The organism is Streptomyces sp. enrichment culture, assembly GCF_964273145.1.
In the GTDB taxonomy this organism is placed as follows: Bacteria; Actinomycetota; Actinomycetes; order Streptomycetales; family Streptomycetaceae; genus Streptomyces.
This window is the reverse complement of sequence record NZ_OZ186873.1, coordinates 6,153,611-6,177,852: the sequence shown is the minus strand read 5'-3', so window position 1 is coordinate 6,177,852 and position 24,242 is coordinate 6,153,611. Positions and strand designations below refer to the sequence as shown.

23 protein-coding genes and 2 pseudogenes are annotated in these 24,242 nt (G+C 73.1%); 9 read left to right on the top strand and 16 right to left on the bottom strand.

Translation table 11 applies throughout. The features are described from left to right. Positions 1 to 50: 50 nt before the first annotated feature. Positions 51 to 353, top strand: a complete 303-nt coding sequence (locus ACSU6Z_RS27395; RefSeq protein ID WP_437049624.1) for a DUF4235 domain-containing protein — start codon at positions 51 to 53, stop codon at positions 351 to 353. A 145-nt stretch (positions 354 to 498) separates the two neighbouring features. On the opposite strand, the gene ACSU6Z_RS27390 is transcribed toward ACSU6Z_RS27395, so the two are convergent. After that, the gene (locus ACSU6Z_RS27390) at positions 499 to 891 is read right to left on the bottom strand and encodes a VOC family protein (protein WP_437049622.1); all 393 of its coding nucleotides are present in this window, start codon (positions 889 to 891) and stop codon (positions 499 to 501) included. Positions 892 to 1,095: 204 nt separating this feature from the next. Then, on the bottom strand, positions 1,096 to 2,667 hold the full coding sequence (locus ACSU6Z_RS27385; protein ID WP_437049621.1) for a PQQ-dependent sugar dehydrogenase: 1,572 nt from the start codon (positions 2,665 to 2,667) through the stop codon (positions 1,096 to 1,098). A 641-nt stretch (positions 2,668 to 3,308) separates the two neighbouring features. Between ACSU6Z_RS27385 and ACSU6Z_RS27380 the strand changes: the two genes are divergently transcribed. Further along, on the top strand, positions 3,309 to 4,337 hold the full coding sequence (locus ACSU6Z_RS27380; protein ID WP_437049620.1) for a 7-epi-alpha-eudesmol synthase: 1,029 nt from the start codon (positions 3,309 to 3,311) through the stop codon (positions 4,335 to 4,337). A gap of 90 nt (positions 4,338 to 4,427) precedes the next feature. Here the strand turns inward: ACSU6Z_RS27380 and ACSU6Z_RS27375 are convergent, their stop codons facing one another. The 5 genes from ACSU6Z_RS27375 to ACSU6Z_RS27355 are packed head-to-tail and all read right to left on the bottom strand — an operon-like array spanning position 4,428 to position 8,732. Continuing rightward, positions 4,428 to 5,672, bottom strand: a complete 1,245-nt coding sequence (locus tag ACSU6Z_RS27375; protein ID WP_437049618.1) for a cytochrome P450 — start codon at positions 5,670 to 5,672, stop codon at positions 4,428 to 4,430. Next, positions 5,669 to 6,274 carry a GTP-binding protein gene (locus ACSU6Z_RS27370; RefSeq protein ID WP_437049616.1) on the bottom strand — a complete coding sequence of 202 codons (606 nt, stop codon included), beginning with the start codon at positions 6,272 to 6,274 and terminating at the stop codon, positions 5,669 to 5,671. The genes ACSU6Z_RS27375 and ACSU6Z_RS27370 overlap by 4 nt, the downstream gene beginning before the upstream one ends. After that, positions 6,255 to 6,626, bottom strand: coding sequence for a DUF742 domain-containing protein (locus ACSU6Z_RS27365; RefSeq protein ID WP_437049614.1), 372 nt, complete (start codon positions 6,624 to 6,626; stop codon positions 6,255 to 6,257). Before ACSU6Z_RS27365 ends, ACSU6Z_RS27370 begins: the two co-directional genes overlap by 20 nt. Continuing rightward, a complete protein-coding gene (locus tag ACSU6Z_RS27360; protein WP_029384842.1) occupies positions 6,623 to 7,033 on the bottom strand; it encodes a roadblock/LC7 domain-containing protein in 411 nt (136 codons plus the stop codon). Before ACSU6Z_RS27360 ends, ACSU6Z_RS27365 begins: the two co-directional genes overlap by 4 nt. 4 nt (positions 7,034 to 7,037) lie before the next feature. After that, the gene (locus ACSU6Z_RS27355; protein ID WP_437049613.1) at positions 7,038 to 8,732 is read right to left on the bottom strand and encodes an ATP-binding protein; all 1,695 of its coding nucleotides are present in this window, start codon (positions 8,730 to 8,732) and stop codon (positions 7,038 to 7,040) included. 321 nt (positions 8,733 to 9,053) lie between these two features. On the opposite strand from ACSU6Z_RS27355, the gene ACSU6Z_RS27350 reads away from it, so the two are divergent. Together ACSU6Z_RS27350 and ACSU6Z_RS27345 are read left to right on the top strand one after the other, a co-directional pair. After that, positions 9,054 to 10,004: an NADP-dependent oxidoreductase gene (locus ACSU6Z_RS27350; RefSeq protein ID WP_437049611.1), complete on the top strand. Its 951-nt coding sequence runs from the start codon at positions 9,054 to 9,056 to the stop codon at positions 10,002 to 10,004. A gap of 203 nt (positions 10,005 to 10,207) precedes the next feature. Then, complete coding sequence (locus ACSU6Z_RS27345) at positions 10,208 to 10,588, top strand: anti-sigma factor antagonist (protein WP_437049609.1); 381 nt, start codon at positions 10,208 to 10,210, stop codon at positions 10,586 to 10,588. Positions 10,589 to 10,621: 33 nt separating this feature from the next. Here ACSU6Z_RS27345 and ACSU6Z_RS27340 read toward each other — a convergent pair whose 3' ends face one another. Then, positions 10,622 to 11,575 (bottom strand): ribose-phosphate diphosphokinase, encoded by a 954-nt coding sequence (locus ACSU6Z_RS27340; protein ID WP_437049607.1) that lies wholly within the window; start codon positions 11,573 to 11,575, stop codon positions 10,622 to 10,624. A 367-nt stretch (positions 11,576 to 11,942) separates the two neighbouring features. Between ACSU6Z_RS27340 and ACSU6Z_RS27335 the strand changes: the two genes are divergently transcribed. Beyond that, positions 11,943 to 12,617 carry a DUF4230 domain-containing protein gene (locus ACSU6Z_RS27335; protein WP_437049605.1) on the top strand — a complete coding sequence of 225 codons (675 nt, stop codon included), beginning with the start codon at positions 11,943 to 11,945 and terminating at the stop codon, positions 12,615 to 12,617. Positions 12,618 to 12,667: 50 nt separating this feature from the next. Further along, on the top strand, positions 12,668 to 13,207 hold the full coding sequence (locus ACSU6Z_RS27330; RefSeq protein WP_437049604.1) for a VanZ family protein: 540 nt from the start codon (positions 12,668 to 12,670) through the stop codon (positions 13,205 to 13,207). A 160-nt stretch (positions 13,208 to 13,367) separates the two neighbouring features. Here ACSU6Z_RS27330 and ACSU6Z_RS27325 read toward each other — a convergent pair. The 4 genes and pseudogenes from ACSU6Z_RS27325 to ACSU6Z_RS27310 form a co-directional block, all read right to left on the bottom strand. After that, positions 13,368 to 13,657 (bottom strand): annotated as a pseudogene (locus ACSU6Z_RS27325) (hypothetical protein); the annotation flags it as partial. A 136-nt stretch (positions 13,658 to 13,793) separates the two neighbouring features. After that, positions 13,794 to 14,216, bottom strand: coding sequence for a hypothetical protein (locus ACSU6Z_RS27320; RefSeq protein ID WP_437049602.1), 423 nt, complete (start codon positions 14,214 to 14,216; stop codon positions 13,794 to 13,796). Positions 14,217 to 14,281: 65 nt separating this feature from the next. Then, complete coding sequence (locus tag ACSU6Z_RS27315) at positions 14,282 to 15,211, bottom strand: hypothetical protein (protein WP_437049601.1); 930 nt, start codon at positions 15,209 to 15,211, stop codon at positions 14,282 to 14,284. 40 nt (positions 15,212 to 15,251) lie between these two features. After that, a complete protein-coding gene (locus tag ACSU6Z_RS27310; RefSeq protein WP_437049600.1) occupies positions 15,252 to 16,049 on the bottom strand; it encodes a peptidoglycan DD-metalloendopeptidase family protein in 798 nt (265 codons plus the stop codon). A gap of 181 nt (positions 16,050 to 16,230) precedes the next feature. On the opposite strand from ACSU6Z_RS27310, the gene ACSU6Z_RS27305 reads away from it, so the two are divergent. Continuing rightward, positions 16,231 to 17,511, top strand: coding sequence for an SH3 domain-containing protein (locus ACSU6Z_RS27305; protein WP_437049599.1), 1,281 nt, complete (start codon positions 16,231 to 16,233; stop codon positions 17,509 to 17,511). 95 nt (positions 17,512 to 17,606) lie between these two features. After that, on the top strand, positions 17,607 to 18,542 hold the full coding sequence (locus ACSU6Z_RS27300) for a M23 family metallopeptidase (protein ID WP_437049597.1): 936 nt from the start codon (positions 17,607 to 17,609) through the stop codon (positions 18,540 to 18,542). A gap of 18 nt (positions 18,543 to 18,560) precedes the next feature. Here ACSU6Z_RS27300 and ACSU6Z_RS27295 read toward each other — a convergent pair whose 3' ends face one another. After that, a complete protein-coding gene (locus ACSU6Z_RS27295; RefSeq protein ID WP_437049595.1) occupies positions 18,561 to 19,991 on the bottom strand; it encodes a serine/threonine-protein kinase in 1,431 nt (476 codons plus the stop codon). After that, on the bottom strand, positions 19,988 to 20,779 hold the full coding sequence (locus ACSU6Z_RS27290) for a serine/threonine protein kinase (protein WP_437049593.1): 792 nt from the start codon (positions 20,777 to 20,779) through the stop codon (positions 19,988 to 19,990). Before ACSU6Z_RS27290 ends, ACSU6Z_RS27295 begins: the two co-directional genes overlap by 4 nt. A 569-nt stretch (positions 20,780 to 21,348) precedes the next feature. On the opposite strand from ACSU6Z_RS27290, the gene ACSU6Z_RS27285 reads away from it, so the two are divergent. Beyond that, entirely contained in the window at positions 21,349 to 22,299 is a 951-nt protein-coding gene (locus ACSU6Z_RS27285; protein ID WP_437049591.1) for a LysR family transcriptional regulator, read from the top strand. A gap of 193 nt (positions 22,300 to 22,492) precedes the next feature. Here ACSU6Z_RS27285 and ACSU6Z_RS27280 read toward each other — a convergent pair. Then, positions 22,493 to 23,289, bottom strand: a protein-coding gene (locus ACSU6Z_RS27280; RefSeq protein WP_437050253.1) for an IS5 family transposase whose coding sequence is annotated in 2 segments (ribosomal slippage) — positions 22,493 to 22,944 and positions 22,944 to 23,289 — 798 coding nt in all. Because the reading frame shifts where the segments join, the coding sequence is not laid out codon by codon here. A gap of 73 nt (positions 23,290 to 23,362) precedes the next feature. Beyond that, positions 23,363 to 24,189: pseudogene (locus ACSU6Z_RS27275) on the bottom strand (IS5 family transposase). Positions 24,190 to 24,242: the final 53 nt, after the last annotated feature.

Sequence of the window (24,242 nt, the reverse complement as noted above, 5' to 3'; positions counted from 1 at the left end):
GCTCGACCGCACCCTCACCCCACACCCATCGCACACACGAGGAGACCCACGTGGGCAAGAGCAAGAAGAAGAAACTCCCCCTGGCCTACCAGCCTGTCGGATTCGTGCTGGGCTGGGCGGGCGGCGCGCTGGCGAGCCTGGCCTTCCGCAAGACGTGGAAGGCGCTCCGGCACGAGGACGACGCGCCGGACGCGCTCGACCCGGACCGCGGCTGGGGCGAGATCCTGCTGGCGTCCGCGGTGCAGGGCGCCATCTTCGCCGTGGTGCGCAGTGCCGTGGACCGCGCCGGGGCCAAGGCAGTCGCCCGCTCGACCGGGGTCTGGCCGGCCAAGGACGAGGGCGGCCGGGCCTGACGCGTCGTCGAGGCGGCCGTCCGGACCTCCTCCGCGGGGCCCGGACGGCGCCGCGCCCGGCCGTGGGCGCGGGGTCTGTCGCCCCCGCGCCCACGGCGTGTGCTCCGGGTGACGGACGGCGGCGGACGACGGGCGACGGCTCCGCTCAGCCCTGCTTGGGTGCCGTCGGCGCGACGCGGCGCAGGGTGAAGGAGTGGCCCGCCGGGTCGGCGAACCCCCGCTCCTCGTACGGCCCGGCCGCGTCCTTGGCCTCCAGCGGGCGTCCGCCGAGCCCGACGACTCCGCGCTCCGCCTCGTCCAGGTCCTCCACCACGAAGTCCAGGTGGGCCTGGAGGGAGTTCTCGGGCCGGGGCCAGCTCGGCGGGGTCGCGTTCATGTCGCGCCGGAACGCCATGCGGAAGCCGTCGGCCCCCTTGATCTCCACCCGGTTGGCGGTCGCCTCCGTCTCCTGCGCGCCCAGCAGCACCTTGTAGAACTCGGCGAGTTTCTCGGGCTCGGCACAGTCGAGCACCACGACGCCCGTTTTGACCAGTGCCATGTCTCCTCCGAAGGGTCCGGGGCGCGGAGCCGTTGTGCCGCGCGCCCTGTCATCTTGCGGATATCCCGGCCCGGCGGGTTCAGTCGCTCACCGGCCACCGCCCCGCACGCACCGGACCGCGGCTGTCCGGCCCTCCGGTTCCGCGCCGGGCCGGCACCCGGCTCGGGAGCGCTCCCGCCCGGCACTTCGGTGGACGCGGCGGGTTCAGCGGCCGACGGCGCAGGCGTCCCCGTTGAGCGTGAACCGCGGTGGCGCCGAGGCGTCGCCGGTGTGGTCGGCGAGGTAGCCGAGGGTGACGCTGCCGCCCGGCGGGATCGTGGCGTTGTGCGGGGCGTTGGACGCCGTGATCACGTTGCTTCCCTGGGTGAGGTCGGTGTTCCAGTCGGAGACGACCCGCTGCCCGAGGGCCAGCGGGAATTCCAGGGTCCAGCCGTTCACCGGTGTGCTGCCGGTGTTGGTGACGGTGAGGTCGACCGTCGTGCCGGTGCCCCAGCTCCGCACGGTGCGGTCGATGCGGCAGGTCGGTTCCTCGCGTGCGAACGACACCCGGTGCAGACCGCCGGGCAGGTCGTTGACCACGTAGAACTCCCCGTCCACCGTGGTGCCGATCGACGTCACCTGGGTGGGCATCTCCCCGATCTCGGCCTGCTCGTAGCCGCCGCGGCCGTCGGGGCGCAGTGCCCAGACCGTGGAGGAGCAGTAGTCGGTGGCGATGTACGTGCCGCCGACCAGACCGGCGTACGCCCGTCCGCGGTAGACGTGGCCGCCGATGACCGAACAGCCGCCGGTGTACGGGGAGTACGTGAAGACGGGCTCGGTGTACTCCTCGCCGGGCACGCAGTGGCCGCCCTCGAACTTCTCCAGGCCCTCGCGACAGGACCAGCCGAGGTTCAGCCCGCCCCTGCCGGGCGCAAGGTGGTCGACCTCCTCCCAGCGGCCCTGTCCGACGTCGCCGATCCACAGCGAGCCGTCGGCGCGGTCGAAGGAGAACCGCCAGGGGTTGCGCAGGCCGTACAGCCAGATCTCCGGGCGGGCGCCGGCCCTGCCGGCGAACGGGTTGTCCTCGGGGACGCAGTACGGCAGGTCGCCGCAGGCACGGCTGACGTCGATGCGCAGGATCTTGCCCAGCAGGGTGTCCAGCCGCTGTCCGGCGCGCAGCGGGTCCGCGGAGCCGCCGCCGTCGCCGATGCTCCAGTACAGCTTGCCGTCGGGGCCGAAGGCGAGCTGGCCGCCGTTGTGGTTGCTGTACTCGGCGTGCGGCTGGGAGAGCAGGGGCTCCAGGCGGGACTCGTCGAGCCGGTAGCGGGCGAGGGTGACCGCGCCGTCGGGCAGCGCGGTGTACGCCAGGTACACGTCCTGGCTGCGCGCGAAGTCGGGCGGGAGGGCGACGCCGAGCAGGCCGCGCTCGTTGCCCGATTCGTCGACGGCGGAGGTGATGTCGACCAGCGGGGTGCGGGCCAGGCCGGTGTCCGGGTGGTAGACGCGGACGGTGCCGGGTTTCTCGGTGACGAACAGGCGGCCCGTGCCGTCGTCGGGGGCGGCGAGGGCGGTGGGCCGCCGCAGACCGGAGGCGACCTGGGTGGTGGTCGCGCTGAGCGACGGCAGGGGCACCGTGGAGGTGGTGCCCGCCGGTTCCGTGCGGGGCGGGGCGGTGCCGGTGGCGGCCACGGGCGCCGCCGCGGGCGGCGGCGGGGCGGCCGCGGCCGGCGGGGAGGCCGGCGCGGTCAGCAGCGCGGCGAGCAGGAGGGGACCGGTCCAGCGGCGTCGTAACGACATGTGGGCTCCAGGAGCGAGGACGCGTGCACGGCGGTGGCGCTTCCATGGGCGGCGGGCGCGCCGGGCCCCGGCCCGCCGGCGGTGCCGGTCACGAGCGGCCGTGGCGGAGGGACGGCGGTGCGGGAACCGGCCGGGTGGGGAGCCGGCCGGGCCGAACGGTCGCGGTGCGTCCCCCGGTGCGCCCTGCCGGGACGGTATCGGCTCCCCCCTGCGTCACACCAGGCCCCTGCCGCGGCTTTCGGCCACACCGGCGCTCGCGTACCACGGGCCGGCGGCGGGACGTCCGCGCGGGGTGCCACCGGCGCCCGGCGGACACCCCGGCCGTCCTCGCCCACCCCCGCCGCCCCGTCCGGGCAGGCGCGGACGACGGGTGGCTCCTGCCGCCGGCCTCCGGCCGGACGCCGGAACGCGGGGCGCCGACGCGCGCGGGGAGCGGGTGATCCTACGCGGCGACCGGGGCGCGAGCAGTAATCGAGATCACGACGGACCGCCGTGTAGATCGTTTACGGCCCGGGCAGCCTCGTACCGCTTTTCGATTCGATCTTCGTCTCGCGAAGCAGTGTTCGACAGATGCGGGCGGTCGGACGACCACCCGCGCGCAGGGGCGGGGGCTCTGCGGTCCGTCTCCCGAAAGGAAACCCATGCAGGACGTCCGGTTCGACCTCCCCTTCGACACCCCCGTCAGCGAGCACCTGGCGTACGCGCGTGAGCGCCACCTGCGCTGGGTGCGCGAGAGGGGACTGGTGCGCAGCCAGGCCGGGTTCGAGGAGTACGTGTCCTGGGACCTCGCGCAGGCCGCGGCCCGCACCTACCCGTACGCCTCGGCGGATGACATGGTCATGTTGATGAACTGGTTCTCGCTGGCCTTCCTCTTCGACGACCAGTTCGACGCCGGGCGGCCCGACCGCGCGGACCGCATAGCGGAGGTGGCCCGGGAGCTCATCGTCACCCCGCTGCGCCCGGCGGGCGCCCCGCCGCGGGTGGCCTGTCCCATCACGCTGGCCTGGGCGGAGGTCTGGGAGCAGCTCTCGCGGGGCATGTCGCTGACCTGGCGGACGCGGTTCGCCGCCTCCTGGGGACGGTTCCTGGCGGCGCACTGCGAGGAGGTCGATCTCGCAGCCCGGGGGTTGGCCGGGTCGCTGGGGGTGGCGGAGTACACCGCGTTCCGGCGCCGGACGGTCGGCATCCACCACAGCATCGACGCCGGGGAGCGCAGCCGCGGTTTCGAGGTGCCCGCGCAGGCGATGGCACATCCGCTGATGGAGCGGATGCGGGATCTCGCCGCGGACACCATCGGATTCATGAACGACATCCACTCCTTCGAGCGGGAGCGGCGCCGCGGTGACGGCCACAACCTCATCGCCGTCCTGCGCCGCGAGCGGGGCTGCTCGTGGCAGGAGGCCGCCGACGAGGCGTACCGCATGACGACCGGCTGCCTGCGCGAGTACCTCGACCTGGAGGCCCGCGTGCCGCGCATGTGCGACGAACTGGGGCTCGACGCGGAGCAGCGGGCCCGCGTGGACATGGGCGTGGACGCCATCCGGCACTGGATCAACGGCAATTACGAGTGGGCGCTGACCACCGGCCGCTACGCGGCGGTGAAGGAGGGCCCGGTGGCCACGGCCGAGCTGGCCGGGCGGGGGTCGGTGGACGACCTGCTGACGGTGTGACGCGGGCTGCCGTCCGGCCGGGGCCCCCGGCCGGACGGGCCGGAGCCGGTGCGGCGGCCGGCGTCCCACCGGCCCGCGCGGGCGACGCGCCTACGCGGCGAACTCCACCGGCAGACTGTCCAGGCGGTACTCCCAGGTGGAGGCCGTCGAGGTGAGTTCCTCCGGGGGCACGGCCAGGCGCAGGCCCGGCAGGCGGTGCAGCAGGACGTTGACGGCGGTCTCGATGATGGCCTGGCCGATGTTCTGCCCGGGGCACTCGTGCGGGCCCGCGCTGAAGGCCAGGTGGGACTGGTTGCCCTGGACGGAGACGCCGGCGTCCGGGCGGATCTCCGGGTCGGAGTTGCCTGCCGCCAGGCCGAGCACCAGCAGGTCGCCCTTCCTGATCGGGTGGCCGCCCAGCTCCAGGTCGGCGGTGGCGAACCGCCCCGGCAGCACGGCCAGCGGCGGCCTGTTCCACATCACTTCCTCCACCACCGTGGAGAGGTCCAGCTGGCCGCTGACCAGCCCGGACAGCCAGGAGACGTCGGTGAGGACCAGCTCGAGCACCCGGGCCAGCAGGTTGCTGGTCATGGTGTGGGCGGTGATGAGCACCAGACGCAGGTGGTTGACGATCTCGTCCTCGTCGAGGCCGGCGTGGTGCTCGATGAGCCCGGTGGTGAAGTCGGAGGCCGGCTCCGCGCGTTTGCGGGCGGCCAGTTCGGTGAGGATGCGCACGATGCGCTCGTTGTGCGCGAGCGCGTCCGCGCCGCCCTTGATCACCAGGTTGCTGGACTCGGCCAGCGTGCGCCCCTCCGCCTCGGCGAGCCCGAAGACACGGGTGAGCACCAGCATGGGCAGGTACTCGGCGAAGTCGGTCACCAGGTCGGCACGGCCCGCGCCGGCGAAGGCGTCGATCTGCTTGTGCGCGAAGTGGGTGGCGTGGCGGCGGATGCCCCGGCCGGCGACGGCGCCGAGGTTGTCGGTGACCGCGGCGCGCAGCCGCTGGTGCGGCTCCCCGTCCTGCGAGACGCAGTCGGGCCGCCAGCCCACCATCTGCATCAGGGGGGAGGTCTCGTCGACGCGGCCCTCCCGCCAGTCCCGCCAGATCCGCGAATCCCGGCTGAACTGGAGGGGGTTGTCGAGCACGCGGCGGTTCTCGCGGTAGCCGAGCACCAGCCAGGCGGGGACGTCGCCCTCCAGCAGGACCGGGGCGACGGCGCCGTACTGCTTGCGCAGCCGTGCGTAGAGGCCGTGCGGGTCGGTCGCCGCCTCGGAGCCGTACAGGCGCAGGGCGCCGCCGTGGGCGACGGGGCAGCTTCCGGCGGCGCCGGCGTCGGGTGGGGTCTGGTCGTTCATCGGGGCTCCAGGGCGACGGCCGGACGGTCCTTCAAGTGGCGTATGAGGGTGACGAGCACGTCACGGCTGGAGGCCCGGTCGCGCGCGTCGAACGACACGACCGGGATGTGGGGGGAGATGTCCAGGGCGTCCCGGATCTCCTCGACGGGGTAGTCCCGGGAGTCGGGGAAGACGTTGAGCGCGATGACGAAGGGCACCTTCTGCCGCTCCATCTCCTCGATCGCCCGGAAACTGGACGCCAGCCGCCGGGTGTCGACCAGCACGACTGCGCCCAGCGCGCCCTTGAACAGGCCGTTCCACAGGAACCAGAACCGTTCCTGGCCCGGGGTGCCGAACAGGTAGAGCATCAGCGTGTCGTTGAGGCTGATCTTCCCGAAGTCCAGGCTGACCGTGGTCTGCGCCTTGTCGGCGACGCCGATGAGGTGGTCGACGTCGGCGCTGGCCTGGGTGAGGGTCTCCTCGGTGGTGAGCGGCCTGATGTCGCTGACCGAACGGACCATGGTGGTCTTCCCGGTGCCGAACCCGCCGGCGATCATCACCTTGACCGAGCGGGTGCCGCCGGCCGGGGGCCGGCCGGGCCGGTCAAAGCCGTTCAAGTCCACTGAGTACCTCCTCAAGGAGCGCGAGGTCGGGCCCGCGGCCGGCGTCGTGCGCCGGGATCGGGTCGCGGGCCTCGATGCGGCCCGCCTCCAGCAGGTCCGACAGCAGCACCGCGAGAATGTTGAAGGGCAGGTGGAGGTGGGCGCCGAGTTCGGCCACCGACAGCGGGTCGCGGCAGCGCCGGAGGATCTCCGCGTGTTCGTACTGCATGCCCGGTAAGGGGGTGGTGCGGGCGACCACGAGGGTCGCCACGTCGAGGGTCGACGCCGAACCGCCCGGTCCGCTGCGCCCGCCCGTGAGGACGTAGTAGCGCTCGAGACCGGACGGGTCCGTCGGCCGGCGGGGAGCACTCATCCAGAGTGCTCCTCCAGGCGCGGCGTGGTGCCGAGCAGCTCGCCCATCCTGCGGGCCAGGTCCCTCATCTGGTGCCCGAGCAGGCCCTGGTCCAGGCCCTCGCGGGCGAGGACGCCGAGATACGTCTCGACGCCGGCGCGGACGACGAAGAGGTGGCCGCCGTCGACCTCGATCATCGCCAGCCGCAGCTGTCCCGCGTGGCCGGGGAACTGCTCGGCGACCGGCTGGGCCAGCGCCTGCAGACCGGCCACGACGGCCGCGAAGCGGTCGACGTCGTCGGGGTCCTCGGCTCCGTAGGAGGTGATGGCCTTGCCGTCGCTGGAGGCGACGAGGGCGAAGCGGATTTCCTGGATGCTCTCGACGAGGTCGCGGAGCGCCCAGCTCACGTCGGTTCCCTGGTACGTCATGGCACTAGTCGCTCTCTTCGGTGCGGTGCTCGGTGGACGTGCCACCGGTGGTCGTGTCGCGGTCGCCGGCCCCTCCGGACGCCGCGCCGGGGTCACGGCCGGCGGTGGCGAAGGCGGCGAGGCCGGCGAAGGAGGCGTCCGGCGGGACGGCGAAGACGCTGCTCCGTCCGGGCCGCCCGGCCGGCCGGGACCGGTCGTCGTCGCCGCGGCGGCTCCTGCGCCGGGGCAGTCCGCCGGGGGTGGTGTCCACGGCGGCGTCGGCCGGGACGGTCGCCGGCCCGCCGGCCGGGACGGCCGGGGCGGTCTGCGCCGCACCGGTGGCGGTGGCCGGTGCGGCCGACGGCAGCGGGCTGAAGTACTTGTGCGGTACGACGACCACCACGGAGGTGCCCAGCCACGGGGAGTCGGTGAAGGTGACGCGGATGCCGTAGCGGCGGGCGAGGATGCCGACGACCCGCAGGCCGATGTTGGCATCCTCGGTGATGCCGCCGAGGCCGGCGCCGGGCGCGGTGCCCGCGAGGGCGTGCTCGGCCTCGCGCTTCTTCTCCTCGCTCAGCCCCTTGCCGGAGTCCTGGATCTCGATGCCGACGCCGTTGGGGACCTCCTTGCCGGAGACCAGCACCGGCTCGGTGGGCGGCGAGTAGCGGGCCGCGTTGTCGAGCAGGTGGGCGAAGATCAGCGTGAGGTGGTCCACGAGGCCGCCGTCGACGCCGAGTTCGGGCAGGTGGCGCACCTGGACGCGCTGGAAGTCCTTGATGCGGCCGATGCCGCCGCGCACCACGCTCAGCAGGCGCTGCGGCTCCTGCCACTGCCGGCCGGGACGGTCGGAGCCGCCGAGCACGCCGATGCTGGCGGCCAGGCAGTCGGCGGGGCCGATCGCCTGGTCGAGTTCCATCAGGCCCCGGGCGACGGCGGGCAGCCGCCCGTGCTCGCCCTGCATCTCGTGCAGGCGTCCGCGCAGCTTGCTGGTCAGGACGTGGATGCGGTTGCCGATGCTGATGACGGCCTGTTCCGCGGAGGTCGAACGGTCCAGTTCGCGCTCGACGCCGATCAGGGCGGTGCGCAGCACCTTGCGCAGTTCGGCCTGGAGGTCGGCGCCGACCTTGGCGCACTGCTCGACGGTGGGCAGGATGTCGTCGATGGCGTCGCCGGCGCGCAGCCGGTCCAGCGCCTGGGGCAGCTGCTCGTCGGCCAGCCGGGCCACGGCGGCCAGCTGGTGCGCCAGCCGCTCCCCCGCGGTCTCGGCCTGCTCGGCCAGCCGGGCCTCGTAGGACGCGGCCTGTTCCTGGAACGCCCGGTCCCGCTCGGCCAGCTGCGCTTCGTACGCCGTGACCTGTTCGGCCAGCCGCGTCTCGTACGACCGGCCCTGCTCGGCCAGCTGCGTCTCCCGGGCGGTGCGCTCGGCGGCGAGCTCGCGCTCCAGGCCCGCCACGTGCCGCTGCCACTGCCGCGCGGTCTCCTCCTGCGAGGTGCGGAAGACCTGCTCCGTGCGGCGCAGCCGGGCCTGGGAGCGGAGCAGGAGGCGTACGCAGACGGCGCTGGCCGCCGTCGCCGTGACGCCGGCGACGGCCGCGGTCATCCGCTCCGAGCTCAAAAATGTGGCGGCTACCGTCCCGCCTCCCAGGCCCAGCGGCATCAGCCACCAGCTGTACCAGGCGACAGGGGCCCGCGCCGCAGGTGGCGGAGTGGCGAGTTCCATCTGCATCCTTCGAAGCAACACGATCGATCAGGGGGGCGCGCAAGGGGACCGCACTCATGAGTACGCAGGGCGAGCGGAGCCGTCGCAAACGCGTCAACTCGCAGCGCCGATCGGAACCTTATCGGGTTCGAACGAAAAAGGATCAATCTCGAAGGCCCACGGAAGTGAGGGTTCCGTCACTCTCCGACAGGAGGCGCGGTACCGGCGGATCACCGTGCGGACCAGCGCAGTCGGGAGCACCCGGTACTTGGCCCGATCCTGTCGAATGATGGCAGTCATGCCATTCTCTTGAACGAGCGGACAGAGGCAGGCTGGTACACCATGAGCAACGTGAACACCATGCGAGCCATCAGTCAGGACACCCTCGGCGGCCCCGAGGTCCTCAAGGAGATCAGGCTGGAGCGCCCCACGCCGCGCCCGAACGAGGTGCTGGTCCGGGTGCGCGCCGCCGGCGTCAACCCGACCGACTGGAAGCACCGCGCGAGCGGCGGCTTCCTGGGCGAGCCGCCCTTCGTGCTCGGCTGGGACGTGGCCGGCACGGTCGAGGCGATCGGGATCGGGGTGGCGATGTTCCAGCCGGGTGACGAGGTCTTCGGCATGCTGCCGTACCCGTTCGGCCACGGCTCGCACGCCGAGTACGTCATCGCCCCGGTACGCGCGCTGGCGCACCGGCCGGCCGGGATCGACCACGTCCAGGCGGGCGCGCTGCCGCTGGTGTCGCTGACGGCGTGGCAGGCGCTGGTGGAGCGGGCGGACCTCCGGCCGGGACAGCGGGTGCTGATCCACGCGGCGGCCGGCGGAGTGGGCCACGTGGCCGTGCAGATCGCCAAGGCGCGCGGCGCGCACGTGATCGGTACCGCCAGCGCGGGCAAGCACGACTTCCTGCGCTCCATCGGCGTGGACGAGCCGGTCGACTACCGGGAGACGGACTTCGCCGAGGCCGTGAAGGACGTCGACGTCGTGCTGGACACGATCGGCGGCGACACCGCCGTCCGCTCGTTGCGCGTGCTGCGCCCGGGCGGCGTCGTGGTGTCGATCCTGCCGGGCGGGTCGGACGAGTTCCCCCGGGAGGCCGAACGGCTCGGTGTGCGGGCGGTCGAGATGCTCGTCGACGCGGATCACAGCGGCATGCGGGCGATCGCCGACCTCGTGGAGTCCGGACAGCTGCGCGCCACGATCGCGCAGACCTTCCCGCTGTCCGAGGCCGCCCGGGCGCACGCGCTGGGCGAGACCGGCCGTACGACGGGCAAGATGGTTCTCGTCGTCGACTGACGTCGGGGCCGGTGCCGCGCGCGGCACCGGCCTCACCCCTCCCCTCCCCCGCAGGCCGGACGAGATGTGCCGGTAATTCGAAGACATATGTCAAGCGAGCATGCTCAAATTCCCTCGTTCGGGGGTAACTTGCGGAATGAGGAGGAGCGGTGAGGGTCCGTCCGGTCCCGCCGCCCGGGGAGCAGGCTGGAGGCGATGCCGTCGTGCGGCACCAACCCGCACCGCCCGCCCGGCATCTGCGCGTCCGCCGCGAGCGGGGGTGCACGGTGCTGGAGTTCCACGGCGAGATCGACATCGCCGCGGCGGCGGAGATCGCCCCGCGGCTGGACCGCGAAACCGGCCGGCCGGGTGCCCGGATCGTGCTCGACCTCGGCCGGATCGAGTTCCTCGACTGCTCCGGCCTGCGGCTGCTGTGCCGGGCCCGCCAACGGGTGCTGGACCGCGGCGGGCAACTGCACCTGGTCTGCACCCACGCCCTGACGCTGCGCATCCTGCGCGCCACCGGCCTGGCGCGGCTGCTGCCGCCGCGCCCGACGCTGGAGACGGCCCTGGAGCAGCCGGGGGCCGTGTCCGGGCCGCGTTGAGCGGCCGGGCGGGAGCGGCCGGACGGTGAACGGTCAGGCGGTGGGGGGCCCGTCGAACAGGGCGCTGACGGACTCGCCGTTGTGGATCCGCCGTACGGCTTCCGCCAGCGCGGGCGCGATGGACAGGACCCGGAGCTTGTCCGTGTGGTGGTCGGCCGGGACCGGGACGGTGTTGGTGCACACGATCTCCCGCACGTCCGGCTGCTCGCTCAGCCGTTTGAGCGCGCCCGCCGCGAACAGCCCGTGGGTGCAGGCGACGCGGATCGAACGCGGACCCGCCTCCCGCAGCCGGTCCAGGAGTTCCAGGACGGTGCTGCCCTTGGCGATCTCGTCGTCGAGCACGATGACGTCCCGCCCGGCCACGTCGCCGATCACGGAGGTGATGGTCACCCGGTCGTCGGCGTGGCGCTGTTTGGCGCCCGCGGCCACCTCGGCGCCGATCATCCGGGCGAACGCGGCGGCCTCCTTGGCGTTGCCGAGGTCCGGTGAGACGACGGTGGTGCGGGAGAGGTCGTAGCGCCGGAAGTGGGCGGCCAGTTCGCGCAGCGCGTGCAGGTGGTCGACGGGCACCGAGAAGAAGCCGTGCACCTGCGGCGCGTGCAGCGTCATGGCGAGCACCCGGCTCGCGCCCGCCGTCACCAGCAGGTCCGCGACCAGGCGCCCGCCCAGGGAGATGCGGGGCGCGTCCTTCTTGTCGGAGCGGGCGTAGGAGTAGTGCGGCATGACGACGGTGATGCGGCTCGCCGACGCCCCGCGGGCCGCGTCGCACATCAGCAGCAGCTCGACGAGGTGCTCCTGCACCGGCCGGACCAGCGGCTGGATGAGGAAGACGTCCCGTTCCCGGCAGTTGGCCTGGAGCTGCACCTCCAGGCAGTCGTTGGCGAACCGGCTCACCCGGGTGGGACTGAGCGGGACTCCGAGGTGCGCGCAGACCTCCTCGGCCAGGTCGGGGTGGGCGCTACCGCTGAACACGGCGATGTCTCGCACGAACCGCTCCTCGCGTGATCATGTCGGGCCGGGGCCTCATGGCGCCGGCGCCGCAAACCCGGTCGCGGCGCCTCCGCGCGGGTGCGCCGTGACGGCCGCCGTCCGTGTTCCCTCCCACCCCGGGAACTTTCGCACACGCCGGTTCCCCGGAATCGTCCCGCACATCACGCCACCGGCGCAGGGGCGGGCGGCCCGGCACGCCGAAGGCACGCAGTGGGGCGTGGGGTCCCGCTCCCGGAGGGCCGGGCGACCGGGTGCCGCGGGCGCCGCGCCGGACCGTGCCCGGGCCGTGTGCCTCCGGGCCCAAGTCCCTTGTCTGCGGGGGCACATGCGGGGGCATCCGGACAGGGGAAAGGAGGGCCCTCGCATGACGACTCCCGTCAGGCGCCCGTCCGGGCGGATGCCCGGCTGGGCGAAGGCGCTGGCCGTGTCCGTACTGGTACTCGCCGTCCTGTTCGCCGTCCTCCGGCTGAGCCTGGTCCCCGGCCTGAGGGACGTCTTCGGCACCGAGACCCACGACCGCTCGGGCCCCGCGCTGCTGAAGTCCGTCCGGGACCTCAGCCGCTACGAGGCCGCGTCCGGGAACTTCCAGGTCGTCGTGGACCTGGAGAAGGACACCCCCTACCTGCCGGACGCGGTCCGGGGCACCCGCACCCTGTACATCGGCGCGGGCACGGTCGACGCCTACGTGGACCTCGGCGAGGTCGGCGCGGACGACGTGACGGTGGACGAGGACCGCACGTCGGCCACGCTGCGGCTGCCGCGCGCCGCGCTCGGCACCCCGGCCCTGGACCCCGAGCGCTCCTACGCCGTCTCCAAGCAGCGCGGCCTGCTGGACCGGCTCGGCGACCTGTTCTCGGACAATCCGAACAGCGAACAGGCGGTGCAGAAACTCGCCGCGCGGCACATCGCCGACGCGGCGCGGGACAGCGAGCTCACCGCGCGCGCCGAGAGCAACACCACCGGCATGCTGCAGGGGCTCCTGCACTCCCTGGGCTTCAAGGAGGTGCGGGTGACGTACGGGCCCAAAAGCGGGGCCTGAGCGCGCCGGCCCCCTTCTCACGCAGGCAAGCCGACGACTGGAGGACACCCATGGCCCGTGCACTCCCCTGGCCGCGTTCCCCGCGGCGCCCCCGCGCCGCCGGGGCGAAGGCTCCCGCCCGGCCCGAACGGCGCCCGCTGCCGCTGCCCCTGCGGCTGCTCGCGATGGTGTGCGCGTTCGTGTTCATGGTGGCGTTCGCGGTGGTCCTGGCACGGCTCACCCTGTCCCCCTCCCCCGCCTCGGAGCCACTGACCCACACCAACCTGCACCCGGGCCGCTCGCTGCGGGCGTACCTGGACCAGCCGGCGCTGCGCGACGCCGCCCAGCAGATCGGCGGGAACCTGCTGCTCGGCGTCCCCTTCGGCGTACTGGTCCCGGTCGTCGCCCCGCGGACCCGGGGGGTGCTGCGCGTCCTGCTGCCGGCCGCCTTGGTCATGCTGCTGGTGGAGTCCGCCCAGGGCGCGCTGGTCACCGGGCGGGCCTTCGACGTCGACGACGTCATCCTCAACACCACGGGTGCGCTGGCCGGCTACCTGCTCCTGGGGCGGCGCCTGAGCCGCGCGGTGCACGCGCGCGGGCCCGCGCGGTAGGGCCGCCGACACCCGCCGCCGGTCCGCGCCGGGCTCCGGGGCGGACCGACTCGCGGCGCGGCTGCGGCGCGGGCGGACCCGGGGCCGTCCTGGACCCGGCCGGGGTACCGCCGGACGCCGCTGAAAAGACCGACCGAGTTCCACCGTTCGCTACACAGACCCGCAGGGCTACGTCGCCTGCTGCCGAGATGCGGTCCACAGGACGCGGCAGCGCGTCTGTGTCCCGACCCGGCAGCGATGCCGGTCGAGCTCCCACTCGAGGTACTTGTCGTATGAGCGGGGACGGCGGTCGAGAGCGAGGAGCGGCTCGGGCAGGAACCGGATGCTGTCGGCGGCGTCGAGGCGAGCGGCGAGAGTCTGGCCGTCCAGGTGGTTCTCGACGGAGCGGTAGAGCGAGTTGGCGTAGGCGTCGAGCCGGCCACTGGCGTTCCGGAACGCCTCATCGGCGCCCCGGTGGTCCGGGAACGCCTCGTACCGCCGCGGTGCGCGAAGGGACGGGTGGTCCGGGCGCTTCGGGATCGCCCTCGCCCATGGCCGGGGGCGCACCGGCGGAAGCCGGTGCGCCCCGATGGCGACCGTGGATCGGTCAGGTGTTGTTGCCGCAGCCCCAGACCCACTTGTGGGCGGCGGCGTTGTCGTGCACTTGTTCGTTGTGACCACTGGTGTAACCGCTCGTCCAGTTGAACTTGTAGTCCCCGCCGCGCAGGTTCCACGTGTGGCCCTGTCCCAGGCAGGCGTACGCGCTCCGGTAGTGCTCGTTGTAGTAGATGTTCACCTGGGCGGGGTAGCCACTGGTGCCCAGGTTCTGCACCCAGTCCACCCTGTTCTGGATGTAGTCGGGCCAGTCGACGCTGTTCGCCGAGGAGCGGTAGGTCTGGCCGGTCTCGTCCGCGTAGGCGCAGAACTCACCGGTGTTGCAACCGCCGTCCGCCTGGGCGATGCCGGGCGCGGCGATGATCGCCGCGGCGGCCATGACGGTACCGAGCAGAGCGGCGCGGATCTTTGTCATGGTGTCGTCGTTCCCTTTCGTCGGTTCCTTCGGAAGTGCCGGAGTGTTCGGTCTCACGCGCGATGTCAGCCCCGGCCGACCACATCGCGAGCTGTGGGCAGCGCCTCCAACTGCAGACGCCGGGCCGTGTCGAACGCCGACCGGTGTTCGCGGTACTCGACGTCCCGGTAGTGCTCGTCCAGCCGCTCGGCCGTCGCGGCGAGTCCGCTGGTGCGGGCGCATCGGGCCTCCGCCGTGGCCGCCGCCACGTCCTTCGCCCGGGCTCCGCGGCCCGTGTCCAGGAAGCGGACCCGGCGCAGCTCCGAGGGGTTCTCGGCGGTATGGCCGCGCTGCCTCATGCAGCTCCGCCATGCCGCCAGGTCGGTCCGGAAGTCCGCTTCCCCGGCGACCCGGCCCGCCCGGACGCCCGGCAGGCTGTTCACCATCTGGATCGAGCGGTACCAGGCGCGGACGTCTCCGTAGAGGCCGCGCCAGGCTTCCACGGTGCAGCCCTGGTCGCTGTGGGTGAAGGCCCCGCCCATGGCGACCTCGGCCTTGAGCGGCGCATCGCTCTCCGGCCCGTGGAGGGCCTCGGTGTACGCGGTCTTCCGTGCCGCGGAGAGCCCGTTCAGGTACTTCCTCACCCCCATCTCGTCCCAGCGCCGCTTCTGGCGGTCCTCCAGCTCCCGGCCGTAGCCGTGCTCCGCGGCCCACTCCGCGTCGTCCACCACGTAGGGGAACTCGCGGTAGTCCGGCGAGGGCAGCCGGGGAGCGGGCCAGTAGCGGAAGCCCTGCTCGGCCATGCAGTCCCTGATCAGCAGCTGTTCGGCCTGGTGGAGGACGTCCTTCTCCTCGTCCGTCGGGCTCCGCGGCGGGCCGGAGCCGGTCGGTGCCGGCTTCCCCGCCGGCGCGGGGCCGGCAGTCGTCCCTCCGGCCCCGGCGGTCAGGACGACCACCACCAGCACGCCCGCGCACACCACCGCGCCGAGCGCCCATCCCAGCCGTCCGAGTGCCATCCGGCCTCCCGTGTCCTCTCCGCCCGCGTGTCCCGGGGTGTCAGCACTGGCGGCTGACGTTGCCGGTCTCGTCGCCCTTGAGGTAGATCGCGCTGACATAGCCGACCCCGCCGGCCCGCAGCGGCAGCTCGACCCACTTGTCGTTGGTGTAGCCCTCGGCCGTGACGGTCTGGCCGACCTTCCAGCAGTTCGCCGGGTACGTCTCGTTCGCGTGGACCGTGCTGACCACGCCGCACCCCGTCGACGCGCACGAACGCACGTTGGCCTGCGTCCACGCCGTCACCGTCGTCTGACCTCCCCCGCCGCCGGGTGTGCACGGCACGCCGACGCCCCGGTCGCGGAGGTACGGGACGGGGTCGATGCCGCGTACGGAGGTGGAGGTCGAAGTGCGGACTCGGAGGTGGAGGTGGACGCCGGTGGACTCGCCCTCACTGCCCATCAGGGCGATGCGCTGGCCGGCCGACACCTGCTGCCCGACGCTGACGTCCCGGTGGTACATGTGGCCGTACTCGGTCACCGTGCCATCGGGGTGCAGGATGCGGATCCACTGGCCGTAGCCCTGTGCCGGGCCGGAGGCGATGACCTCGCCCGGGCCGACGGCGTAGATGGGCGTCCCGAGGCTGTTGGCGATGTCGATGCCGTCGTGACCGCTGTGGTACCACTGGGTGACGGTGCCGGCGGCCGGGCAGGCGCCCGTGAAGGCCGCGGCGGCGGACGGGGAGGCGGTGGCCGCGGACGGGGCCGCCTGTCCGGGGGCCGCCGCCATGAGGGGCAGGGACAGGGCGGCGACGGCCGTGAGGCCGGCGCGCAGATGGGATCCGAACAGTCTGAGACGCACGGGTGCTTCCTTTCCCCCTGTGGTTTCTGTACCGCGACGATCACGTCCGCGGAACGACGGCAGGAACGTACGCCGGGGGCGGCGGCCGGAGTCACCCGGAACGTTCCGGAGGGACGGCGGGGCCGCGACCCGGATAGGGGTTGGTACGACACCCACCGACCATTCGACCCCGGGAATCCGTATGAGACCGACCGTCCGCAGGCTCGTCAGGAGCCTGTGCGTCCTGGTGGTGATGGCGAGTCTGCCGCCGGCCACCGCCGTCGCCGCCGGAGTACCGGCCGAGACCGCCGCCGACCGGTCCGTCCGCGGCAGCTGGCGGATCGACCTGACCAGCCGGGACAGTGACCAGCACAACATCGCGCACCGCGCGGGCGGCATCACCGCCGGCAGCGCCGACGTCCGGACGCACTCCGCGCCCGGCGCCTCCTACGCCGTCTACACCTCGCCCGTGCGGAGCCTGGGCCGCCAGGCCTCGGCCTTCACCGTCCGGCAGGAGGCCGAGGTCCCGGCCGGGACGGCCCTGCTGACGGAGGTGCGCGGCAGCAGCCACCCCGACACCTGGACGCAGTGGAGCACGGTCGACCGGGAGGGGAGGGTGCGACTGCCGGAAGCCGTCTCGGTGCTCCAGGTCCGGCTGACGTTCCACGGCCGGCCGGGCAGCGGCGAGGCCCCCTCCGTGTCGGGCCTCGTCGTCCACGCCGACGCCGAGCAGCCCAGGACCGCGCCTGGGACGGGAGCCATGGGGACCGCGGGCGCCACCGCCGTCACCTACCGCCTCTTCGCCACCCGTGAGGGGCTGGTCGGGCACACCACGGCGAACGGCCACGTCATCCAGCCGCGTGACCACTTCGTCGCCCTGCCCTCGCGCCGCATGCTGGCGAGCAACGGCGGCCGCGAGTACCGGGTGCGGCTGTGCTACAAGGGCCGCTGCGAGACGGCACCGGTGTGGGACGTCGGGCCGTGGAACACCCGGGACGACTACTGGAACCCGTCCGCCCAGCGCGAGATGTGGCGCGACCTGCCCCAGGGCACCCCCCAGGCCCAGGCGGCGTACCAGAACGGCTACAACGGCGGCCTGGACGAGTTCGGCCGCCGGGTCGCCAATCCCGCGGGCATCGACGTCGCCGACGGCACCTTCTGGGACGGCCTGGGCATGACCGACAACGACTGGGTGGACGTCACCTTCCAGCCGGAGGACGGCGGGGGCGGTCAGACGACGGTGACGGCGTGGACGCAGGCCAACGTGCGTTCGTGCGCGTCGACGGGGTGCGGCGTGGTCAGCACGGTCCACGCGAACGAGACGTACCCGGCGAACTGCTGGAAGGTCGGCCAGACCGTCACGGCCGAGGGCTACACCAACGACAAGTGGGTCGAGCTGCCGCTGCGGGCCGGCGGGGTCGGCTATGTCAGCGCGATCTACCTCAAGGGCGACGAGACCGGCAACGTCAGCCGCCAGTGCTGACACCCCGGAACATCCCGGAGTCCGCCGGTCGGTCTCCTGAGGCACCGTACGGATCGACCGTCCGGCACGGTGCCGGGCGGACAAGGAGGATCCCCATGCTTCTCCCCCTCGGCAGGCACCCGTCGCGGCCGCCGGTGCGCAGAGCCGTCCGCGCCGTGCTGGCGGTGCTCGCCCTGTTCGGGCTCTGGACGGTCTCCGGGGCGGCCCCGGTGGCCGCCGCGCCCGCGGACGCCGAGGCCGCCGCGGCCCGGCCCGACTTCCGGCTTCCCTTCCCCTGCCAGCAGACCTGGCAGCTGCAGACGTACGCGGGGCACGACCCCGACGACAAGAAGCTCGACATGTACCGCGTCGGCGGGCAGACCCTCGGCGCGCAGGTGGTCGCCTCGGCCGCCGGCACGGTCACCGAGTTCTTCGAGCCCGGCGGTCTCGAAATCAACCACGGCGGCGGGTGGTTCACGGTGTACCTGCACATGGACCGCATCGACGTGCGCCTCGGACAGCAGGTCGCCTCCGGCGCTCCGGTCGGGCGGCTCGGACTGGTGGGGACCTCCGCGGCCCACCTGCACTACGAGCAGCTGTACGACAGCAACGGCGACAACGACGGCGAGACGGACGAGATGGTGTACCCGGTGATCCAGGGCATCGAGTACCACCTCTCCCCCGCCGGGCCGTTCCCCCACGTCACCAGCACCAACGCATGCGACGGCGGGGGCGTCGAACCGGCCAGGTACTGGGTGGACACCTTCGCCGACGCCACCGGCTACGCGTACGTCGACTGCGTCGGCGACGGCAGTCCGCGCTGCGCCCCCCAGGGCAGGCTGTTCGCGGGCACCAACTACGTCCTGTGCAAGAAGTGGGGTGAGGAGGTGCGGGTCGGCGGCTCGTACAACCACTGGTGGCTGCTCACCGACCTCGACGAGGTTGCACCGGGCGGCACGGGCCGCGCCTACGTCTCCGCTTACCACCTCCAGCGCTGGGGGAACGACGAGGCGAGGGACAACGACGGGCGCGACATCAAGCTGTGCCCGTGACACCGAGCCGTGCCGGCGTCAGCCCTGGGACGGCCCTACCGGGCACTCCGGGAGCGGCGGGCGGTCCTTGGTCCGTACGGCCGGCAGCCAGGCCGTGCTCCGGGGCTCCCCGGCCGGGAGGCGGACCCGGAACCACCGTACCGAGCGCGCGCCCGTCTCGTCGATGACCGGAACGCCCCGTGCCACCTGGCAGTCGGCGGCCAGGGCATCACCGTGCCAGACCCTGGTCGCCACGACGTTGTCGGCGGTGTACGGCTCCAGGGGATCGATCGCCAGACCGAGACTGCACAGTTCGTCCCGGTTGCCGCGCACGCGGCACTGCTCCTCGGTGTTGAACACCTCGACGCGTGCGCTCGTCCCGCTCCCCGCCGCCGGCCCGTCCCGTCCGGGCACGGCGACGCCGGTGCGGGCGGACCGGTCCACCCCGCCGGGCTGGGGCCAGCCGGCGCCCACGCCGCACACCACGGCGGCCAGGGTGGCGGCCAGCATGGCGTGCCTGCCCCGGCGCGCCGGGTACCGCGCGGGCAGTTCCCGCCCGGCCCGGATGCGGGCCAGCAGGCTCTCGGCGGTGTGCACGGCACGGTCGACGGGGTCCGGAGTGAGGCAGTCGGCCGCCAGGCCGCGCCAGAAGGGCGGTACGCGCGGGTCCATGCGCAGCGGTGTGCGCCCGGTGGCGTACTCCTGGGCGGTGGCGGCGCGGGCCGTCGCCGTGGTGCCGGGGAACGGCGAGGCGCCCCCGGTGAACACCTGGTGGATCATGATGCCCAGCGCCCAGACGTCGGTGCTCTGCCGTATCTGCACGCCCCGCTCCCCGAGCGGTGCCCGCCAGCGCTCCGGCGGCAGGTAGTCGGGGGTGCCCAGGGGCGGGATGTAGGCGTGGGTGCCGTCCAGTTCCACCGAGAGGCCGAAGTCCGACAGCCGCACGGATCCGTCCGCCATGATCAGGATGTTGTCGGGCTTGAGGTCCCCGTGCACCCAGCCGAGGCCGTGCAGATGTGCCAGTCCCTCGCAGATTTCGGTGAGGAGCCGCTCCCCCTCCCGTACCGGCAGCGGCGGCCGCCCGGAACCGGGGGGGTTCTCGAGCCGGTCGCGCAGACTGTGCTCGGCCCGTTCCATCACGAGCACCACGGCTCCGTCGAGGGCGGGGCTGGCGGGGTCGCTGAGGGTCATGGAGTCCAGCACCCGGATCAGCCGGGGGTGCCGGGCGCGCCGGCCGAGTTCGGCTTCGCGCCGGGCCGTCTCCACCAGGCCGCGCGCCTGGCGCGGTGCCAGTCCCGCCGTGGGCAGGAACTTGAGCGCGACCTCCGCCGGTCCGCCGGCGTCGTCCGGTCCGCCGGCGGACCGGCCCGCGTACACCGTCCCCCAGCCGCCGGCCCCGATCAGGCCGGCGGCCTCCCAGGCGCCGACCCGGTAGCCGCGCGGGACCACCTCCACCGACCCGCCGCTCACCGGCTCACCGTCTCGGGCAGGTGGCGGGACGGCCTCCTGGACGGCAGGAGCCCCAGATGCTCCTCGCGTACGAGCCCGAAGCGCAGGGCGAGCCCCACGATCGCCTCCCGCTTTCCGTTGCGCCGCCCGCCCGGGCCGGGGCCGGCGCTCCCCGGGGCGACGATCCGCAGCTTCTCCTCCGCCAGGTAGTCGATGTGGGAGCTGACCGCCCGGGTGGTCAGCCGGCCGCAGGCCGGGTGGCTCCGCAGCCGCTCGACGATCTGTGGTGTGGTCGCCACCGCCACCGCCGACTCGTCGCGCAGTCGGGGTTCGCAGAGCGCGACCAGGACCAGGAAGTACGTGGAGGTCTCGTCCAGGGAGAAGGCGCTGAGCGTGTCGGTGCCCGCCAGACCCGTCAGCCCGCTCGTACCGAGGTACACGTGGTCGGGGGCGAACACCTGAAAGCTCACGGCACGTCCCTGGGTGGGCAGGACGACACGCGCGAACTCGAAGGGGACGGGCGCTCCGGCCCGGCCCGGCGGCACCCTGAAGTACTCGCCCGCTCCCTCCGGGTTCTCCACCAGGTAGCTCCGGGTCGCGCTGAGGTTGCTCAGCTGCCAGTGGTCCTCCGTCACCCGGATCTCCCCCGCGAGCCGGGACACCGCGGGGTGGGACAGCCGCAGTTCGACCGGGACGGACGCGGAACCGCGCCCGAAACGCGCCATGTCCCCCGGGCCGAGCCGGAGGCTCACCGGTCCGGGGGCGGTTCCCTCCTCGTCCGAGGGCAGGTGGACCAGTACACCGCTCATCGTCTCCTCCTCCCCCGCCCGCTGCCCCACGCACACGGACGGAACGCCCCGGGGCCGGGCAGGACCGGGCCGCTGCGGGGCGGACTTCTCGTTCGACTGGTTGGCGGCCGACCACCGCGCCGGCGGGCGGGTCATAGTGCCGCCCGTCCCGGGCCGGCGACCCCCTCGTCGGGGCGGGCCGGGGAACGGCACGGCGGGCCGAGGTGCGCGGACCGGGTCCGCTCGGGCGGCGGACGGGGAGGGCGGTTCCCCGCGGCGGAACGGCCTTCAGGACAGACCTGTCTCCAGGATGCGCCGTACGCCCCTTCCCCTGGGACTCCGTGCGCCGGTAAACCGGCGGTGCACTGGTGATGGCGTACCGACCACGGTCAAGCTCACCCCCGTCCGTGTCTCCCTCAGGAGCCTGCGCCATATGAGCGCGCCACCCGCACCGGGCGGTCAACCCGGTCACCGGGGCAGCGAGCAGAACATTCGCACAACTGCGCCTCCGGTGTCACCGAACACCGGTGTGCGGAATCCCATCCGGTCGATAATGAGATTCTTATCGTTACCGGAGAAGAGGGGTGGCCATGGTCGGCACGGGCTCCGGGAGGCCGACGGAACCGAGCATCCACCAGCTGCGCCTGTTCCTGGTGCTGGCCGAGGAGCTTCACTTCGGCCGTGCCGCCACGCGCCTGTTCATCACCCAGTCCGCGCTGAGCCAGCAGATCCGGGACATGGAGAGGCGGCTCGGGGTGCGGCTGTTCGAACGCACCAGCCGGTCCGTCGTCCTTACCGCGGCCGGACAGGCACTGCGCGCCGAGGCCCGAACGGCGGTCGGCGCCACCGACCGGATGCGGCGGATCGCCGACGCGCAGGCGCGCCGGCTCTCGGGCCGGCTCGTCGTGGGGACCATCGGCGCCGAGGCCGCCATGCCCCACACCCGCGCCGTCCTGCGGACCCTGCGCGACCGGCACCCCGGGGTGATACCGGAGGTGCGCAGCTTCAACTTCGTCGACCACATCGCCGCCCTGGTCCGGCAGGAGGCCGACGTGACCTTCCTGCGGCCCCCCGTCCCGGCCTGCATAGAGGTGCATCACCTCGCCGAGGAGCCCCGCGTGGCGTGCCTGCCGGCCGACGACCCCCTGTCCGCCCTGCCCCGCCTCACACTGGCCCAGCTCGCCGACCGCACCGTGGCCGACGTACCCGAGCAGGTGCCGCGGGTGTGGTGGGATTTCTGGGCGGTGGATCCGCGCCCCGACGGCAGTCCCGTGCGGTACGGGCCGGTCGCCACCGACATGGAGTCCCTGCTCCACATCGTGGCCAGCGGAGCGGCGATGTGCTTCCTCCCGGCGGCCGCCCGGGACTTCTTCCCCCGCCCCGACATCCGGTACGTCGACGTCACCGGTCTCGCGCCTTCCGTCTCGGCCCTGGCCTGGCTGGCCGAAAGACGTGCCGAACCCACCATCGCCGCCATCCGGCAGGTGGCCTCCGCGCAACCTCGTTGTCAGCCAGCGGAGTTGACGTCGCCGCAGAGGTAGTACGACTGGTCGGCGTGGGCGGCCTGCAGACCGTGTGGACGGCGTGGCGGCCGCGGCGGCCCGAAGCGTCCACACCGATCGGGGTCGTGGGGCCGGTGCGGATGTTCCTGACCTCGTTCACCGGCTCTAGGCCGCTCCAGCGCAGCCGCTGGGCCTTCGGGCCGAGGCCCTGCCTGGTGCCTTACAAGTCATCTCATTTGGCGAGGCGGCGGTAGCAGATGAGGGTGCAGGCGATGCTGGTGAAGGCCAAGAAGTGATCGGCTTTGCGCTCGTAGCGGCGGTGGAGGCGACGGCAGCCGGCCAGCCAGGACACCGTTCGCTCCACCACCCAGCGATAGCGGCCCAGCCGGGCGGAGGAGTCGACGCCCTTGCGGGCGATGCGGTGGCGGATGCCGCGAAGGCGGAGCCATCTCCGCAGGTGGGCGTAGTCGTAGCCCTTGTCTCCGTAGAGCTTGCCGGGCCTGCGGCGGCGTCGCCCGCGGCGTGACCGGATGGGCGGGATACCGCGCACGAGCGGGATGAGGGCCTGGCTGTCGTGGGTGTTGGCTCCGGAGACGCCGACCGAGAGGGGCAGACCATTCCGGTCGGTGATCAAGTGGATCTTCGAGCCGTACTTGCCCCGATCGACAGGATTCGGGCCGGTCAGCTCCCCCTTTTCATCGCCCGCATGTTCACCGAGTCGATCGCGCAGCGGGTCCAGTCCAGCTCACCCCGGGCGCCGAGCTCGTCCAGTACCAGGCGGTGCAGCCTGGCCCACACCCGCGCCCGGCTCCACTCGGCGAACCGCCGGTGCGCGGTCGCCCCGGACGGTCCGAACGACGCCGACGGCAGCTGCTGCCAGGTACATCCCGAGGTGGCCACGAAGATGATCGCGGCCAGCACCTCCCGGTCACCGTGACGGCGGCGGCCGCCGCCCTGCGGCCGGGTCGGAGCAGGCGGCACCACCCGCTGGAACAGCTCCCACAGCTCATCCGGCACCAGACGTTCCACGATCGTCACGCCCGCAGACTACCGACTACGCCAAATGAGATGGGTTGTTAGGCGGTGTCATCAAATGTCACGCTCACATCAGCAGCGATGCGGGAGTGACGGCTGCTTGGTAGGACTTGGCAGTCTTGTCGTGGCGGGTGGCGATGCCGCGCCACTGCTTGAGGCGGTTGAAGCACCGCTCGACGACGTTGCGCCGCTCGTAGACCTGCTTGTCGAAGGCCGGTGGACGTCCGCCACGGCTGCCGCGTCGGAGCCGGTTGCGGAGCTGGTCGGACCGTTCCGGGATGGTGTGCCGGATGTTGCGTCGCCGCAGCCAGGTGCGTATGGCCTTGGAGCTGTAGCCCTTGTCGCCGATGACGTGATCGAGGCGGACCCGGGGCCGTCCTGGGCCCGGCCGGGGCACCCGGATCGCCTCCATCACGGCGGTGAACCGGGTGCAGTCGTTGGTGTTCCCGCCGGTGACGGTGAAGGCGAACGGGCGGTCGGCGCCGTCGCAGGCCAGGTGGATCTTGCTGGTCAGGCCGCCTCTGGACCGGCCGAGTCCCGGGGTGCGAAGCCCCCCTTTTTTCGCGCTCCGGCCGCGTGTGGGTGGGCCCGGACGATCGTGGAGTCGACCGACACCAGCCACTGGATGTCCCCGGCCGCGTCGGCCCTGGCCTGGGCGGCTCGGAGCATCCGCTCGAAGGTGCCGTCCTTGGCCCATCGGCGGAAGCGGGTGTGCAGCGTCGCCCAGGAGCCGTATCGCTCGGGCACGTCCCGCCAGGCCGTGCCGGTCCGGACCTTTCACACGATCCCGTTCAGGGCCGTCCGGTCGTGCAGCCGTCTGCGGCCCCGCCCGGACCGGGGCAGCAGCGGCTGCACGAAGGCCCACTCGGCATCGGACAGTTCATGGCGGCGTATCACCCGACCATGATCCCCGATCGAAGATCATTTGACGACAGAACCTGACGAAG